This window comes from Vibrio sp. 10N.261.45.E2 (assembly GCF_002875705.1).
GTDB lineage: Bacteria > Pseudomonadota > Gammaproteobacteria > Enterobacterales > Vibrionaceae > Vibrio.
The window spans coordinates 64,345-80,640 of record NZ_MCZZ01000146.1 but is presented as its reverse complement, the minus strand read 5'-3'; the positions used below and the strand labels follow the sequence as shown (position 1 = coordinate 80,640).

The 16,296-nt window shown below is 45.5% G+C and carries 14 protein-coding genes and 1 riboswitch; of the genes, 7 read left to right on the top strand and 7 right to left on the bottom strand.

Features of this window, described 5'->3' with window-relative positions; genetic code table 11:
• Positions 1-80: 80 nt before the first annotated feature.
• The 3 genes from hemG to BCT34_RS19310 are packed head-to-tail and all read right to left on the bottom strand — an operon-like array spanning position 81 to position 2,734.
• The gene (gene hemG, locus BCT34_RS19320) at positions 81-608 is read right to left on the bottom strand and encodes a menaquinone-dependent protoporphyrinogen IX dehydrogenase (RefSeq protein WP_076654313.1); all 528 of its coding nucleotides are present in this window, start codon (positions 606-608) and stop codon (positions 81-83) included.
• Between the two features lie 10 nt (positions 609-618).
• Positions 619-2,076 (bottom strand): TrkH family potassium uptake protein, encoded by a 1,458-nt coding sequence (locus BCT34_RS19315; protein WP_048657784.1) that lies wholly within the window; start codon positions 2,074-2,076, stop codon positions 619-621.
• Between the two features lie 34 nt (positions 2,077-2,110).
• The gene (locus BCT34_RS19310) at positions 2,111-2,734 is read right to left on the bottom strand and encodes a YigZ family protein (protein ID WP_017058823.1); all 624 of its coding nucleotides are present in this window, start codon (positions 2,732-2,734) and stop codon (positions 2,111-2,113) included.
• Between the two features lie 227 nt (positions 2,735-2,961).
• On the opposite strand from BCT34_RS19310, the gene fadB reads away from it, so the two are divergent.
• From fadB to BCT34_RS19295, 3 genes are all read left to right on the top strand, one after another.
• A complete protein-coding gene (gene fadB, locus BCT34_RS19305) occupies positions 2,962-5,133 on the top strand; it encodes a fatty acid oxidation complex subunit alpha FadB (protein ID WP_076654314.1) in 2,172 nt (723 codons plus the stop codon).
• A 26-nt stretch (positions 5,134-5,159) separates the two neighbouring features.
• A complete protein-coding gene (fadA, locus tag BCT34_RS19300) occupies positions 5,160-6,323 on the top strand; it encodes an acetyl-CoA C-acyltransferase FadA (RefSeq protein WP_076654315.1) in 1,164 nt (387 codons plus the stop codon).
• Between the two features lie 241 nt (positions 6,324-6,564).
• A complete protein-coding gene (locus BCT34_RS19295; RefSeq protein ID WP_019825590.1) occupies positions 6,565-7,545 on the top strand; it encodes an MDR family oxidoreductase in 981 nt (326 codons plus the stop codon).
• A gap of 89 nt (positions 7,546-7,634) precedes the next feature.
• Here the strand turns inward: BCT34_RS19295 and BCT34_RS19290 are convergent, their stop codons facing one another.
• On the bottom strand, positions 7,635-8,576 hold the full coding sequence (locus tag BCT34_RS19290) for a LysR family transcriptional regulator (protein ID WP_076654316.1): 942 nt from the start codon (positions 8,574-8,576) through the stop codon (positions 7,635-7,637).
• Positions 8,577-8,730: 154 nt separating this feature from the next.
• On the bottom strand, positions 8,731-8,916 hold the full coding sequence (locus BCT34_RS19285; RefSeq protein ID WP_004739241.1) for a hypothetical protein: 186 nt from the start codon (positions 8,914-8,916) through the stop codon (positions 8,731-8,733).
• A gap of 149 nt (positions 8,917-9,065) precedes the next feature.
• Here BCT34_RS19285 and tusA point away from each other — a divergent pair, with 149 nt between their 5' ends.
• Positions 9,066-9,317, top strand: coding sequence for a sulfurtransferase TusA (gene tusA / locus BCT34_RS19280; RefSeq protein WP_004736675.1), 252 nt, complete (start codon positions 9,066-9,068; stop codon positions 9,315-9,317).
• An 82-nt stretch (positions 9,318-9,399) separates the two neighbouring features.
• Here tusA and BCT34_RS19275 read toward each other — a convergent pair whose 3' ends face one another.
• Together BCT34_RS19275 and BCT34_RS19270 are read right to left on the bottom strand one after the other, a co-directional pair.
• Positions 9,400-9,654, bottom strand: coding sequence for a hypothetical protein (locus BCT34_RS19275; RefSeq protein WP_083702829.1), 255 nt, complete (start codon positions 9,652-9,654; stop codon positions 9,400-9,402).
• A 151-nt stretch (positions 9,655-9,805) separates the two neighbouring features.
• Positions 9,806-10,360 (bottom strand): TMEM165/GDT1 family protein, encoded by a 555-nt coding sequence (locus BCT34_RS19270; RefSeq protein WP_076654317.1) that lies wholly within the window; start codon positions 10,358-10,360, stop codon positions 9,806-9,808.
• Between the two features lie 34 nt (positions 10,361-10,394).
• A riboswitch (yybP-ykoY riboswitch) is annotated at positions 10,395-10,570 on the bottom strand.
• Between the two features lie 210 nt (positions 10,571-10,780).
• Between BCT34_RS19270 and glyQ the strand changes: the two genes are divergently transcribed.
• The 3 genes from glyQ to BCT34_RS19255 all read left to right on the top strand — a co-directional run bounded on the left by glyQ (position 10,781) and on the right by BCT34_RS19255 (position 16,042).
• Positions 10,781-11,695: a glycine--tRNA ligase subunit alpha gene (gene glyQ / locus BCT34_RS19265; RefSeq protein WP_017632669.1), complete on the top strand. Its 915-nt coding sequence runs from the start codon at positions 10,781-10,783 to the stop codon at positions 11,693-11,695.
• Positions 11,696-11,697: 2 nt separating this feature from the next.
• On the top strand, positions 11,698-13,764 hold the full coding sequence (glyS, locus tag BCT34_RS19260) for a glycine--tRNA ligase subunit beta (RefSeq protein ID WP_076654318.1): 2,067 nt from the start codon (positions 11,698-11,700) through the stop codon (positions 13,762-13,764).
• A gap of 190 nt (positions 13,765-13,954) precedes the next feature.
• Complete coding sequence (locus BCT34_RS19255; RefSeq protein WP_076654319.1) at positions 13,955-16,042, top strand: alpha-amylase; 2,088 nt, start codon at positions 13,955-13,957, stop codon at positions 16,040-16,042.
• The last annotated feature ends 254 nt before the right edge of the window (positions 16,043-16,296 follow it).

The following is a 16,296-nucleotide window of genomic DNA, read 5'->3' as shown; positions in this document are numbered from 1 at the left end:
GCCCTTTTTGAAGTTTTTCTCGTTTTTTTTATTCGTTCGATTAAAAAGAACTCAAAACGCCTCAAAAGTAGGCTTTTCTCTTACATCTCTTGCAGTTTCTTAGAGAATAAAGAGACTTTTTCCCAATTTGTGTACTCAACTTCCTTAGTTGTATCCGTTTCCCCACCTGTCATATTCATAATGAAGCGAATCATGGTTTTATCGAACCAGTTATAACGTGGGTAATAGAGGGCGCCAGCGAACACACCTATTAAAGTCGGTTGCCATGGGGACTTAAGAAGAAACTTCTTAATATAAGCGCTACCTTCAGGGGTATCTTTACCTTGGTCTTCTTTGCGAGCCGTTAAGTTAACACAGAAGAAAGCGACCTTATTTGATTGCAGCTGAGTAAGGTTGGCATCAATGAACTGATATAGCTTCTTATTAAGGTGGCCATAACGAATAGATGCGCCAATCAAAACTCTGTCGTATTGAGCAAAGTCGACACTAGTAATAGTGTGCAGGTCTTGAAGCTCACATTCGAACTCATTCATTTCTTCTTTTATATAGTTCAAGATTTTCTTGGTCTGCCCTTCACGGCTTGAATACAAAAATAGAGCTTTTGCCACAATGTTGTCCTTAGCTACGCCAAAACGTAGGGGTCAATAAAATTAATAAGGTGAATATCTCTAAACGACCAAACAGCATTGATACGATCAACACCCACTTAGCCTTGTCATTCACATCGCCGAAGTGCATTGCCACTTCACCTAAGCCCGGGCCAAGGTTATTCAATGTTGCCGCTACGGCAGAGAAGGCACTCAGCTCATCCATACCGGTTGCAATAAGAGCCAGCATACAAACTACAAAAACCAATGCGTATGCAGAAAAGAATCCCCAAACCGCATCCACGACACGTTGTGGTAGTGCAGAACCGCCAACCTTGATGGTATAAACAGCGCGCGGGTGAACAAGACGCTTCATTTCACGAGCACCTTGCAGCGTAAGTAGTAATATTCGGATGACTTTCATACCGCCACCGGTTGAACCTGCACAGCCCCCTATAAAAGAAGAGAACAAAAGTAGAACAGGTAAAAATAGCGGCCACTCGGAGAAACCAGTAGTAGTAAAGCCTGCTGTCGTAGATATAGATACAGTCTGGAACAATGCTTGGTCAAAGGCATCGTAATACGAGTCGTAAGAGTGATGGTTAAGCAGCAATAAGAAGCATACTAAAAACAGTAGCGCTTGAATAAAGATAAAGGCGCGGAACTCAGGATCTTTCCAATAGTATTTAGGGTGCACACCACCTGAAGCAAAAGCGGCAAAATGAAGAGAGAAGTTACATGCTGATATAAGCAGGAACACGACGGTAATCATGTTGATCGCCGGGCTGTTGAAATAACCCATACTCGCATCGTGAGTCGAGAAGCCACCAATCGCAATAGTCGAGAAGCTATGGCTGATCGCATCAAAGAAACTCATCCCTGCTAGCCAAAACGCCACTGCACAAGCAATCGTTAGACTCAAATAGATGTACCAAAGTGCTTTTGCCGTTTCAGCAATACGCGGAGTCATCTTACTATCTTTTACTGGACCTGGAATTTCAGCACGGTACAGCTGCATGCCCCCGATGCCCAGTACAGGAAGAATGGCTACTGCCAATACGATGATACCCATACCACCAAACCACTGCAGAAACTGGCGATAAAACAAGATCGCTTTAGGCAGGTCATCAAGGCCGACGATAACAGTCGCACCTGTAGTGGTTAATGCAGAGAAGGACTCGAAGAAAGCGTCCGTTACCGAAACACTCGGGTTATCAGCGATCAAAAACGGTAAAGCACCCGCACTGCCGATTACCGTCCAGAACAAAACAACAATCAAAAAGCCATCACGCGCTTTTAACTCATGCTTATAACGTCGGTTTGGAAACCAGCAAGTTGCTCCACAGAATAAGAGAACGAAGAAAGTCGTCACAAATGGCACACCCGCACCGTCTCGATAGATCAGTGCGACGAGCGCAGGAGCAAGCATTGATACACTAAAAAGTGCTAATAATAATCCGACGATTCGAATAATTGAGCGAAATTGCATGAGCTATTGAACGAAGCGAAATGCTTCACACTTCCTAGTTGTCTTTGACTTTCGTTACCAGTGCCTTAGCACCGCTTTTATTGATCATGGTTTGGGTAAACGAATCTACCTGCAGGAGCTCTATTTCAATAATAAGCTCAACTTGAACACCATAATCCGCTTGGACTTCAACAGCCTGATGCTGAGCCATGATGGATTGTGCGATTGGCACAAAGCCATAGTCTAACTCTAGCCGTAATTTTGTGGTTATTTTTTTCTCGATAGTTTGAAGCAGCTTGAGAGCTTGTTGTACGCCACCGCCGTAAGCCTTAACCAAACCACCAGTACCAAGCTTAATTCCGCCAGAATAACGAGTGACCACAGCCGTTAACTCACCCACACCAGAACCTGACAGTTGCGCCAAAATTGGCTTACCCGCAGTACCGGAGGGTTCGCCATCATCACTGAAACCCCAAAGCATTGAATCTTCCGGTCGACCAGCCACAAAGCCCCAACAGTTATGTCGTGCTGACGAATGCTCTTTTTTCACCTGTTCTACGAACTGTTTTGCAGCTTCTACACTTGGAGTATGAGCAAGATGGGTGATAAAGACGCTCTTTTTTATCTCTTCTTCAAATAGAGCCGACGCAGACGGTATTAAATAGGGCTGTTCATTCATATCGTTAACTTAGTTAATAAGAGCAACGAAGTGTATCACGCGTGAATAATAAGGGTTAGAGGATCTGTGCTATCGCACAATGTTAAACAATTGTTTAAAAAATGTATTGAAATTAATCAAGCAGAGGTACAGACTAAGATAACTGGTCTTACCAGGTATTCTACAATAATAGAAAGATAACAAGATTCTCTCAAACAATCGTGGATTGTATGTCATGGAGATAGACAATGATTTACCAAGCTAACACCCTACAGGTAAAGGAATTACAAGATGGTATTGCGGAATTAAGCTTCTGTGCACCAGCCTCTGTAAACAAACTCGACCTTGCTACTTTAGAATCACTAGACAAAGCGTTAGATGCACTTAATGCTCACGCAGGGTTACGTGGTTTAATCTTAACTTCAAACAAAGATGCGTTCATTGTAGGCGCAGACATCACTGAATTTCTTGGCCTATTTGCTAAGCCAGAAGCAGAACTTGATGAATGGTTAAGATTCGCTAATTCAATCTTCAGCAAGCTCGAAGACCTTCCTGTCCCAACTCTTTCAATGATGCGTGGCCATGCCCTTGGCGGCGGCTGTGAATGTGTACTCGCTACCGATTTCCGTATCGGTGACAAGACCACCAGCATTGGCTTACCTGAAACCAAACTCGGCATCATGCCTGGTTTTGGTGGTTGTGTGCGCCTACCTCGCGTTATCGGTGCTGACAGTGCAATGGAAATTATCACGCAAGGCAAAGCATGCCGTGCAGATGAAGCGCTTAAAGTTGGCTTGTTAGATGCGATTGTTGAAACAGACCAGTTACTAGAGTCGGCAATCAATACGGTTTCTTTGGCCGCTAATGAAAAGTTAGACTGGCAATTACGCCGTAAACAAAAAACGTCTGCGCTTTCTCTAAGCAAACTCGAAGCGATGATGAGCTTTACCATGGCGAAAGGCTTGGTCGCTCAAAAAGCAGGTCCTCACTATCCTGCTCCGATCACTTCTGTAATTGCTATTGAAGAAGCAGCACGTAGCGATCGTGATGCAGCACTCGACATCGAACGTAAACACTTCGTTAAGCTAGCAAAATCTGAAGAAGCAAAAGCGTTGGTCGGTTTATTCCTTAATGACCAATACATTAAGGGCTTAGCAAAACAGGCTGGTAAATCTGCGAATAAAGCGACTGAGCGTGCAGCAGTACTTGGCGCCGGCATCATGGGTGGCGGTATTGCTTACCAGTCAGCATTGAAAGGTGTGCCAGTGATGATGAAAGACATCGCACAGGCATCTCTTGATCTTGGTATGAATGAAGCATCTAAGTTGTTGAACAAACGCTTGTCACGCGGTCGCCTAGATGGATTCAAGATGGCAGGCATTCTGTCTTCGATTACTCCAAGCTTGCATTATGCAGGAGTTGAGCAATCAGATGTTGTCGTAGAAGCCGTGGTAGAGAACCCTAAAGTAAAAGCGGCAGTGTTGAGCGAAGTTGAAGGCCTAGTCGGTGAGGACACTGTTCTTACATCAAATACCTCTACGATTCCTATCAATCTACTAGCGAAATCTTTGAAGCGCCCAGAAAACTTCTGTGGCATGCACTTCTTTAACCCAGTGCACCGCATGCCTTTGGTTGAGATCATCCGAGGTGAACACACTTCAGAAGAAACCATCAATCGCGTGGTTGCTTACGCAGCGAAGATGGGTAAATCCCCTATCGTTGTGAACGACTGCCCTGGCTTCTTCGTCAACCGTGTACTTTTCCCTTACTTTGGCGGTTTCAGCATGTTGCTACGTGACGGTGCTGACTTCACTAAGATAGATAAAGTGATGGAGCGTAAGTTCGGTTGGCCAATGGGCCCTGCATACTTACTAGACGTTGTTGGTCTAGATACAGCACACCACGCACAAGCTGTAATGGCGCAAGGTTTCCCTGAGCGTATGGGTAAAGAAGGTCGTGATGCAATTGACGCGCTTTATGTCGCTGAAAAATACGGTCAGAAGAACGGCAGCGGTTTCTACACATACAGCGTAGACAAACGCGGTCGCCCGAAGAAAACCTTCTCTGAAGACATTCTTCCTATCTTGGCTGACGTATGCCAACAGCCACAAGATTTTGATGACCAGGCAATAATCCAACGTGTGATGATTCCAATGATCAACGAAGTGGTGCTTTGTCTAGAAGAAGGCATTATCGCGACACCGCAAGAAGCGGATATGGCACTGGTTTACGGTTTAGGCTTCCCTCCATTCAGAGGCGGCGTATTCCGCTACTTAGACAGTGTGGGCATTGGTAACTTCGTTGAAATGGCGAAAGGCTACCAAGACTTAGGTGCAATGTACCAAGTTCCTCAACTATTGCTTGATATGGCAGAGAAAGGCGAAAGCTTTTACGACGCTCAACAAGCAAGTTCTCTGTAACCCACATTTGGAAAAGGAATAGCAAAATGAATAATGTAGTTGTTGTTGATTGCCTTCGCACCCCAATGGGACGTTCCAAAGGTGGAGCTTTCCGTCACACTCGTGCTGAAGATCTGTCTGCACATTTGATGAAAGGCATTTTAGAGCGCAATCCAGAAGTAAACCCTTCTGAGATTGAAGACATTTACTGGGGTTGTGTACAACAAACACTAGAGCAAGGCTTTAACGTTGCCCGTAACGCAGCTCTACTTGCAGGTCTACCGATTGAGATTGGTGCCGTAACGGTCAACCGTTTATGTGGTTCATCTATGCAAGCTTTGCATGATGCAACTCGCTCTATCATGGTTGGTGACGCTGAAATCTGCTTGATCGGTGGTGTTGAACACATGGGTCATGTACCAATGAACCACGGTGTTGATTTTCACCCGGGTATGTCCAAGAACGTAGCGAAAGCGGCGGGGATGATGGGCCTAACCGCTGAGATGCTGGGTAAAATGCACGGTATTAGCCGTGAAGACCAAGATGCATTTGCAGCACGCTCACATGCTCGCGCTCAAGCAGCAACGGTTGAAGGTCGTTTTAAGAACGAAATCCTACCAACAGAAGCTCATGCTGCAGACGGTTCTCTGTTCACTCTGGATTACGATGAAGTGATTCGTCCAGAAACCACGGTTGAGGGCTTATCTCAGCTTCGCCCGGTATTTGACCCAGCAAACGGCACGGTAACAGCGGGGACTTCATCAGCCCTGTCTGATGGTGCTTCTGCAATGCTTATCATGAGTGAAGAGAAAGCCAACGCACTTGGCCTTAAGATTCGAGCTCGCGTGAAGTCTATGGCTATCGCAGGTTGCGATCCTTCAATCATGGGTTACGGCCCAGTACCAGCAACCCAAAAAGCACTGAAACGTGCAGGGCTAACCATTGAAGATATGGGTGTAATTGAGTTAAACGAAGCGTTTGCTGCTCAATCTCTTCCATGTGCGAAAGACCTAGGTCTACTGGATGTGGTCGACGAGAAAGTAAACCTTAACGGCGGTGCGATTGCGCTTGGCCACCCACTAGGTTGTTCTGGTTCTCGTATCTCTACAACCCTAATTAACCTAATGGAAGCACAAGACGTGAAATACGGCTTAGCGACTATGTGTATTGGTTTAGGCCAAGGTATTGCAACGGTATTTGAACGCCCATAGCGATCACTGACTGTAATACTTGAAGGATAATCTTATGTGCAGCTATATTTATATAGCTGCATTTTTTATTACTCAATGTTCAACAATACGTCGATTTATTCAACGAACTCAATGAAAGAAAAACCAGCACCAACATCTATGCACAAAACGCATATGTTCAATGTTGATGTTTCATTATTTTTTCTCGGATTATTCAACTAAAGTTACTTCAGTTTCCTAATATTCCTCCACGGAGCAGATCATGTTTAAAGCACTTGTACTAAACCAAGAAGACAAAAAAACTATCGCGTCAGTTTCTCAAATTGAAGAGTCTCAATTACCGGAAGGTAACGTGAAGATCGATGTTAGCTACTCTTCTTTGAACTACAAAGATGGTTTGGCGATTACAGGTAAAGGGCGTATTGTTCGTAACTTCCCTATGGTTCCTGGTATCGACCTTTCAGGTGTTGTTTCTCAGTCTGATGACCCTCGCTACAAAGCTGGCGACGAAGTTGTTCTAACTGGCTGGGGTGTTGGTGAAGGTCACTGGGGCGGCATGGCTGAAAAAGCGAGCCTAAACGGTGATTGGTTAGTGCCAATGCCAGCAGGTCTAGACGCTAAGAAAGTCATGGCGATCGGTACAGCTGGCTTCACAGCAATGCTTTGTGTGCAAGCTATCGTAGACGCAGGCATCAAGCCAGAAGACGGTGAAATCCTAGTAACTGGCGCAAGTGGCGGTGTAGGTAGCGTATCTATCACTCTACTAAACCAACTAGGTTACAAAGTGGCAGCAGTTACTGGTCGTGCTTCTGTAAATGGTGAACTGCTTAAATCACTAGGTGCGACACGTATTGTAGAGCGTGCTGAACTAGAAGAACCAGCAAAACCACTAGAAAAACAATTGTGGGCTGGCGCTATCGATACAGTAGGCAGCAAAGTACTTGCTAAAGTGTTGGCGCAAATTGATTACAACGGTGCGGTTGCGATGTGTGGTCTAGCAGGCGGTTTTGACTTACCAACAACAGTAATGCCATTCATTCTGCGTAACGTTCGCCTACAAGGTGTTGACTCAGTAATGTGCCCTCGTGAAAAGCGCATTAAAGCATGGGAACAACTGGCTGAACTACTACCAGAATCTTTCTACGCTCAAGCAACCAAAGAAGTGTCTTTAGACGGTGCAATTCAAGCAGCAGAAGACATCACTAACGGTCAAATCACTGGTCGTGTAGTCATCAAGCTGTAATCGCTAAACACTCAAAACAAAAGGGCTGATTTTTATCAGCCCTTTTACGTTTTTGTCATTTGGGTCGAGTGATCCCAAACTAGTCTTAGTTAACCCAAGCCAACATCCGCAATCCGTTTTTGAATCAACTCACCGCACTCTTCTTTTACTACTCTTCTTAACCATTGTTGTGAAGCAGAAGAATCGCAACGCGAGTGCCAGATCAGCGAGTAATCAAACGGCATAAACTCAAATGGCAGCGGTTTAACGACCAAGTCATATCGCTCTGCGACCAAGTAAGCCAAATCGGCAGGCACAGTAATCACTAAAGGCATTCTATCGACGATGGCCAACGCAGCCTCAAGATGATAAGCGCGCAACACCATTTTACGAGGCTGTTGATTGGCTAATGCGTTGTCTAATAGAGCCTTAACACCATCACTGATCGCAATCATCGCATGCGGCAATGACACATAATCCTCAAGGCTTAGCGGCTGATCAGCCAATGGGTGGTTTTTAGATAACAAACACGACACACCAACCGGGCCCAATACCTCTTGATGAAGTGGTGTAATGCTGCCACTCGGGCGGCAGATCGCCATATCAACACGTTCCGTGCTGAGTTGTTTAAACAAATGCTCATGCTGTAGTGGTGCAAACTCTAAAGAGATATTAGGCGCTTGCTCATAAATCTTCGGCAGTGCATAAGGCAAGATGGTTTGCATTGCGTAGTCTGTGGTTGCGATCAGAAAACGTTCGCTGCAATAGTAAGGGTCAAAGTCACTCGGGCTAAGTAGTTGGCGGAATGATTCTAAAGGCTGGTCAATACGCTGGCTGATTTCGAGTGCTTTTTTGGTGGGGATAAGGTGCTGGCCTTGGCGAGTAAACAGCGGGTCGTTCAATAGTTCTCTTAAGCGCCCTAATACTCGGCTGGTTGCCGATTGGCTTAAGTTAAGACGAATCGCAGCCTGGCTAACGCTGCCCTCTTCAATCAATACCTTTAAAGCGACCAATAAATTAAGGTCTCTACGATAGATGTCTTCTAATTCCACACCACTTACCTAGCTATCACACGATTATCATTAGTCACTAAGTTGTTTATAGCATGCTTTAGATAAAAAAAATCCCGCAATTACGCGGGGAAGCCCAAGAAAATTTGGGGATAGTGTCGGAATGTCGTATCGGAATTAATTTGTTGTACTTAGGTTAGTGCTCTTGCTCTTCGGCTACACCCTGCCAACGGCGCATCTCAACCCAAATACCAATAATCGTTGCTACTATGCCAAAAATAGGCATTAGTGAGGTCTCTGTCGATGAACGTAGTACTAACGCACAAAAAGAAATAAAACAGAGAACCGAATAAATTGTTAATCTATCTAATCCTGTCAACATCGCCACTCCTTAGCTAGTTGCCTTCGCTTCAAGTTGTTATCAACTTGTTAACTAAGTTATAGGAAATGATTCTGTTTGCCAAGCACTTATTGCATATTTTTTCTGCAGACGTATTATTCACTCGTTAGATAGATATAGAGATACAAACCATGACATTCAAACCTGAACTGGCAACCCATACTTTAGAAGCTGAAGGCCTGCGTTGCCCGGAACCAGTAATGATGGTCAGGAAGACAATTAGAAACATGCAGGATGGCGATGTGTTACTGGTAAAAGCTGACGATCCTTCGACAACTCGAGATATTCCGAGCTTTTGTCGATTCATGGATCACCAGTTGGTAGGCCAAGCAACAGAAACGTTGCCTTATCAATATTTGATCAGAAAGGGATTGGAGGCGTAATGCCCCACCGAGTATCAAGTATCAAAAAAGCCGCTCGTACCTTATGTTCTTAATAGAACTCAGAGTACGAGCGGCTTTTTGTTTATTCGTTTCTAGATTTGTTTTGCAGGTGCTCAAGCTGATGCTGGATTTCTCGGATTTCTTTACGCAGCGGAATAATATGCGCGACCCGAATCCAAGCCTCTACCGCAAGCCCTGTCATGATGATGGCACCTGCGACCATTGGCAGCCACATGTCCGTCAACACCATGCCTAGTAGTGTAAGTGCAAGACCAAAGGTAAATAGATAACTTTGGCTTTGTGGAGTAATACCCATATAACGCGTCAACATAATCATGCCCTCGTGTTCTTAACTCACAAGATTAAAATATCATGACAAGTATGACAGTTATATGTCCATCCGCTCGATAAACCCCACATTACTGCAAGAGTATGACCTGCAACACATTACTCTACTGATTGAGTATAATAAGACTCAATACTACCTATTAATAGAAAGCCGCTGCGATAGCTAAGCCCACGAATAACAAGGCTGTGATCTTACGAATCAGATCAAGAGGCATCTTATCCGCAGACAGTTTACCTATGATCACTACGGGTACATTTGCTAGCAACATACCAATAGTCGTACCCAAAATCACCCACGCTAATGCATCAGAATATTGAGCCCCTAGAATCGACGTCGCAATCTGGGTTTTATCGCCAATCTCAGCGATAAAGAAAGCAATAAAACTGGCGACAAACGGGCCTCGGTTTGAGATCTGCTCATCGTCATCCAGCTTATCCGGAATCAGAATCCAACCTGCCATCGCGATGAAGCTGACCACCAGCACCCACTTTAATACTTCAGGTGAAAGATAATCGGCGATCACAACCCCGAGCCATGCAGCAAGGGCATGATTGGCAATGGTGGCAAAGAAGATAGCCGCAATAATAGGTATCGGTTTTCGATATCGACTGGCTAACAAAAGAGATAGCAACTGAGTCTTATCACCGATCTCGGCTAAGGCGACAGTTGTAATTGAAATAGCTAAAACGCTCACGACATGCTCATTTGGGATGGAGATTATTATATTTAACCAAAGACAAACCTCGCGCCCCATCCCGGTTCACGATGCTTGTCTAAGGTCTTGCTAAGCGCCACCAAGGTGGTGGTTGCCTCGAACGCCATGATGATTTTGCATCAATTATGTTGACGAACGAACTCATTCAATAGGATATGAATAAGTAAGCTACTCCCCAAAGACCGCGAGATTTTAATCATCCGAGCTTTCAAACACAAGTATCAAACTTATCAAAATATCCACTTGTGCCGAAAAACAAACATTAAAGGCACAAAAATCCACTAAACGACATTTTAGACCACTAATTAAACAAGATTACCCCTACTCGCTTTACGAATATCTCGGTATACTCAGAGGTTATTTTTCTCATTCATTTAAAAGAATCGCGCGAACCTGACTATGCAAAAATACGATATCAAAACCTTCCAGGGAATGATCCTCGCGCTGCAGGATTACTGGGCTCAAAACGGTTGTACCATTGTTCAACCTCTAGATATGGAAGTAGGTGCTGGCACCTCTCACCCAATGACATGTCTACGAGCACTTGGCCCAGAGCCAATGTCTACAGCTTACGTTCAACCTTCTCGTCGTCCGACCGATGGCCGTTACGGTGAAAACCCTAACCGTCTGCAGCACTACTACCAATTCCAAGTAGCGCTAAAACCATCGCCAGACAATATCCAAGAGTTGTACCTAGGCTCCCTAGAGGTTCTTGGTGTTGACCCACTTGTTCACGACATTCGCTTCGTTGAAGATAACTGGGAAAACCCAACACTAGGCGCATGGGGCCTTGGTTGGGAAGTATGGCTAAACGGCATGGAAGTAACTCAGTTTACTTACTTCCAACAGGTTGGCGGCCTTGAGTGTAAGCCTGTAACTGGCGAGATCACTTACGGTATCGAGCGTCTAGCAATGTACATTCAGGAAGTAGATTCTGTTTACGACCTTGTATGGAACGTAGCACCAGACGGTTCTAACGTGACTTACGGTGACATCTTCCACCAAAACGAAGTTGAGCAATCAACATACAACTTCGAGCACGCAGACGTAGATTTCCTATTCACTTTCTTCGATCAGTGCGAAAAAGAGTGTAAAGAGCTACTTGAGCTTGAGAAGCCACTTCCGCTTCCAGCTTACGAGCGCATTCTAAAAGCAGGTCACGCATTCAACATCCTTGATGCGCGCAAAGCTATCTCTGTAACAGAGCGTCAACGTTACATCCTTCGTATCCGCAACCTGACTAAATCAGTTGCTGAGGCGTACTACGCGTCACGTGAAGCGCTAGGCTTCCCAATGTGTAAGAAGGATAAATAATCATGGCGAAGAATTTTCTAATTGAACTGGGTACGGAAGAGCTTCCACCAACGGCGCTTCGTTCTCTAGCAGAAGCCTTTGCTTCTAACTTTGAAGCGGGTCTTAAAACGGCTGAGCTTTCTCACGAAGGCATCAAGTGGTACGCAGCACCTCGTCGTCTAGCACTTAAAGTAACAGCACTGGCTGAAGGCCAAGCAGACAAAGTCGTTGAAAAACGTGGTCCTGCTGTTTCTGTAGCATTCGATGCGGAAGGCAACGCGACCAAGGCAGCACAAGGTTGGGCTCGTGGTAACGGTATTACTGTTGAGCAAGCTGACCGTCTAAAAACAGACAAAGGCGAGTGGCTTCTTTTCAAACAAGAAGTAGCTGGCAAACCTGTTCAAGAATTGGTGATGGACATTGCTGCAAAAGCACTGGCTGGCCTACCAATCCCTAAAGCAATGCGCTGGGGTAACTCAGACATTCAATTTATCCGTCCAGTGAAAACACTGACAGTACTACTAGGTGATGAGCTTATTGAAGGCGAAATCCTAGGCGTAGCATCTGCTCGTACTATCCGTGGCCACCGTTTCATGGGCGAACAAGAGTTCACAATCGATTCTGCTGACCAATACCCTGCGATCCTAGAAGAGCGCGGTAAAGTAATGGCAGATTACGAAGCACGTAAAGCAATCATCCTTGCTGATTCGCAAAAAGCGGCAGCAGCGGTTGGCGGTAAAGCTGACCTAGAAGATGACCTTGTTGAAGAAGTAACGTCTCTGGTTGAATGGCCAGTAGTACTTACAGCGAAGTTTGAAGAAGAGTTCCTAAAAGTACCTTCTGAAGCTTTGGTTTACACCATGAAAGGTGACCAAAAGTACTTCCCTGTTTACGACGATAACAAGAAGCTCCTTCCGAACTTTATCTTCGTATCAAACATCGAGTCTAAAGAGCCTCGTCACGTTATCGAAGGTAATGAGAAAGTGGTTCGTCCACGTCTTGCTGATGCTGAGTTCTTCTTCAACACAGACCGTAAGCGTCCGCTGATCGACCGTCTTCCTGAGCTAGACCAAGCTATCTTCCAGAAGCAGCTTGGTACTATCAAAGACAAAACAGACCGCATCACTGAACTTGCTGGCTACATCGCTGAGCAAATCGATGCTGACGTTGAAAAGTCTAAGCGTGCAGGCCTTCTAGCTAAGTGTGACCTAATGACATCTATGGTATTCGAATTCACGGATACACAAGGTGTAATGGGTATGCACTATGCGACTCACGATGGTGAAGACGAGCAAGTTGCACTAGCACTTTACGAGCAGTACATGCCTCGTTTCGCTGGTGACGATCTACCAAGCACTGGTATCTCTTCTGCAGTTGCAATGGCAGACAAGCTAGACACTATCGTAGGTATCTTCGGTATTGGTCAAGCACCAAAAGGTTCTGACCCATTTGCACTTCGTCGTGCGTCTCTAGGTGTGCTACGTATCATCGTTGAAAACGGCTACAACCTAGACCTAACCGATCTGATCGGTAAAGCGAAAGAGCTACTAGGCGACAAGCTAACCAACGACAACGTAGAAGCTGACGTTATCGACTTCATGCTAGGTCGTTTCCGCGCATGGTACCAAGATGCTGGTTTCAGCGTTGATATCATTCAAGCGGTGCTAGCACGTCGTCCAACTAAGCCAGCTGACTTTGACCAACGTGTTAAAGCGGTTTCTCACTTCCGTGAATTGGAAGCAGCAGAAGCACTAGCAGCAGCGAACAAACGTGTAGGTAACATCCTTGCGAAATTCGATGGCGAGCTAGCTGCTGAAATCGATCTAACTCTTCTTCAAGAAGACGCAGAGAAAGCACTGGCTGAGAACGTTACAGTAATGACGGAAGCACTAGAACCAGCATTCGCAACAGGCAACTACCAAGAAGCCCTAAGCAAACTTGCTGACCTACGTGAACCTGTTGATGCATTCTTCGATAACGTAATGGTTATGGCTGATGACGAAGCGCTTAAGAAGAACCGTCTAACGCTACTGAACAACCTACGTAACCTGTTCCTACAGATTGCTGACATCTCTCTACTGCAAAAATAAGTACGATTGATAAAGTTACTTTAGTTATCTAAAGATAAACACCCAAAGGGAAGCGAAAGCTTCCCTTTTTGTTTTTGTGAACCAAGCATTTATTTGTAGAGGTTTTATTGACCTACTGAATGAAACAGCACTCAGACTGTAGAGGGCATTGTTTGCTATAACTGACCTGTTTATTCAGGGGAAGGGAACAATGAAAAAAACAGTACTCGCGCTTTCAATGCTGGCACTCAGCGCATGCAGCCAAACCAGTGACAACAACCTATTACTGACGATTGATAACGACACTGTCGTATTCGAATCATCCGGTAAAGGCACCGTGATTGCAGAACAGGAACTCGCGAAAGGTAGCTATACCTTCTCAATCAGCGATACTCAAAATACCTGTGGCACCAATTATGCGCTGGCCGAAGAGAGTCGCATCAAGTTCAATAAACCCCTTCGCCTAGACGACTGCGCCGATAAATCTGAAATTGATATTAAGGTCTTTCGTGCTAACACCTACCAATTTACGCTCAACCCACAAACCAATGAACTGACGGTTCAGGTAAAGCCAAAGCAACAACAAGTACAAAGCTTTGCTTGTCCGGTTTCTAGTGATCAGCCAACCACTATCGATGTTGCTCAAACCTTTGATGATGGCACCGTGGTAAGAGACGCTCTTTCAGGCAAACAAGTCACAGTAATTAATGGCAACGTCACCATGCAGCCTGCAGAAAACAGCCAAGGCGTTCTGCTGCTTGAGAAAGTTGAACCAGAAACCAAGGCCGATTTTAGTTGGGACAACGCCACGGTTTACTTCGTAATGACCGACCGTTTCCATAATGGTAATCCTGATAACGACAACAGCTATGGTCGCAGCCAAGACGGACAAGATGAAATCGGCACTTTCCACGGTGGTGACTTAGCCGGCTTAACCGAAAAGCTCGATTACATAGAATCACTCGGTGCTAATGCTATTTGGATAACGTCTCCATTAGAGCAAATCCACGGCTGGGTTGGCGGCGGTGACCGAGGTGACTTCAAACACTACGGCTACCATGGCTATTACCATCAAGACTGGACCAAGCTCGATGACAACATGGGCACCGAAGATGAACTGAAAACCTTCATCGATACCGCACACAGCAAAGGCATTCGCGTTGTCTGGGATGTGGTAATGAACCACACGGGATACGCGACGCTTGCCGACATGCAAGAGTTTGATTTTGGCAAACTCAACCTAACGGATGAAGAAGCAACGAAAACACTTGGCGAAAACTGGACAGACTGGCAGCCCGCTAAAGGTCAGAACTGGCACTATTTCAACAACTACATCTCATACAGCGACAAAGAAGCGTGGGAGAAGTGGTGGGGTAAAGCTTGGCTACGCAGCGATATCGGCGCCTATGATTCCCCGGGTTACAACAACCTGACCATGTCTCTGGCACATCTGCCCGATTTCAAAACCGAATCAACAGAGACAACTGGGCTTCCGAACTTCTATCGCAACAAATCCACCAGCGCGACCGATGAACTCAAAACACCCCGTGATCACTTAATCACTTGGTTGTCGGATTGGGTACGCGAATATGGTGTCGATGGTTTCAGGGTCGATACCGCTAAACACGTAGAACTAGAAGCATGGGTAGAATTGAAAGAGAGTACCAACCAAGCGTTAGCTGAGTGGAAGCAGAACAACCCCGACAAAGCCTTGGATGACCTACCTTTCTGGATGACTGGCGAAGTATGGGCACACAGCGTGGTCAAATCAGACTATTTTGCGAATGGCTTTGATTCGATCATCAACTTTGAATTCCAGAGTGATATCGCACCAAAGGCGCTTAAATGCCTATCAGATCTCGATGCCGATTACCTTCGTTATGCTGAGAAGATCAATCACGACAGCGAATTCAACGTATTGAGCTATCTATCGTCTCACGACACCTCGCTATTCTGGACACAACACGGCAGCGACTTTGCGAAACAAACCAAAGCAGCAAACGCGTTGATGCTAGCTCCGGGAGCAGTGCAGATCTATTACGGGGATGAAATTGCACGAGACTTTGGCCCAACGGGTTCCGATCCTATGCAAGGCACTCGCTCTGACATGCCTTGGGATCAAATCACCGGCGAACGTGCAGAGTTGCTAGAACACTGGCAAGCACTTGGCCAATTCCGCCTGCGCCATCCAGCCGTTGCGCAGGGTAAGCACATCATCCGCAACAGCAAGGGCTACTATGCGTTCGAACGCCAGTACCAAGATGACAAGGTATTAGTCGTTTATACAGGTTCAAAGTAAACCTTCATTAACATACATACCAGAAACTAGAGGAGAAGCTTAGGCTTCTCCTTTTTTTTATCGCTAAAGGTACGCTCAATAAGCAAGCTGTTACTCATTAACCAAACTTTATAGAAGTTTTTTACGTGTTAGAGCATTTGGCGCTATGCGTCGCAAAAACATTGCGGTATGTTCAAGGAATACACTGATGGCAGACATAAGGTCTGCCTTAATGACACATAACAAGCAATCACAATGAATTAGGTAAAATTAGT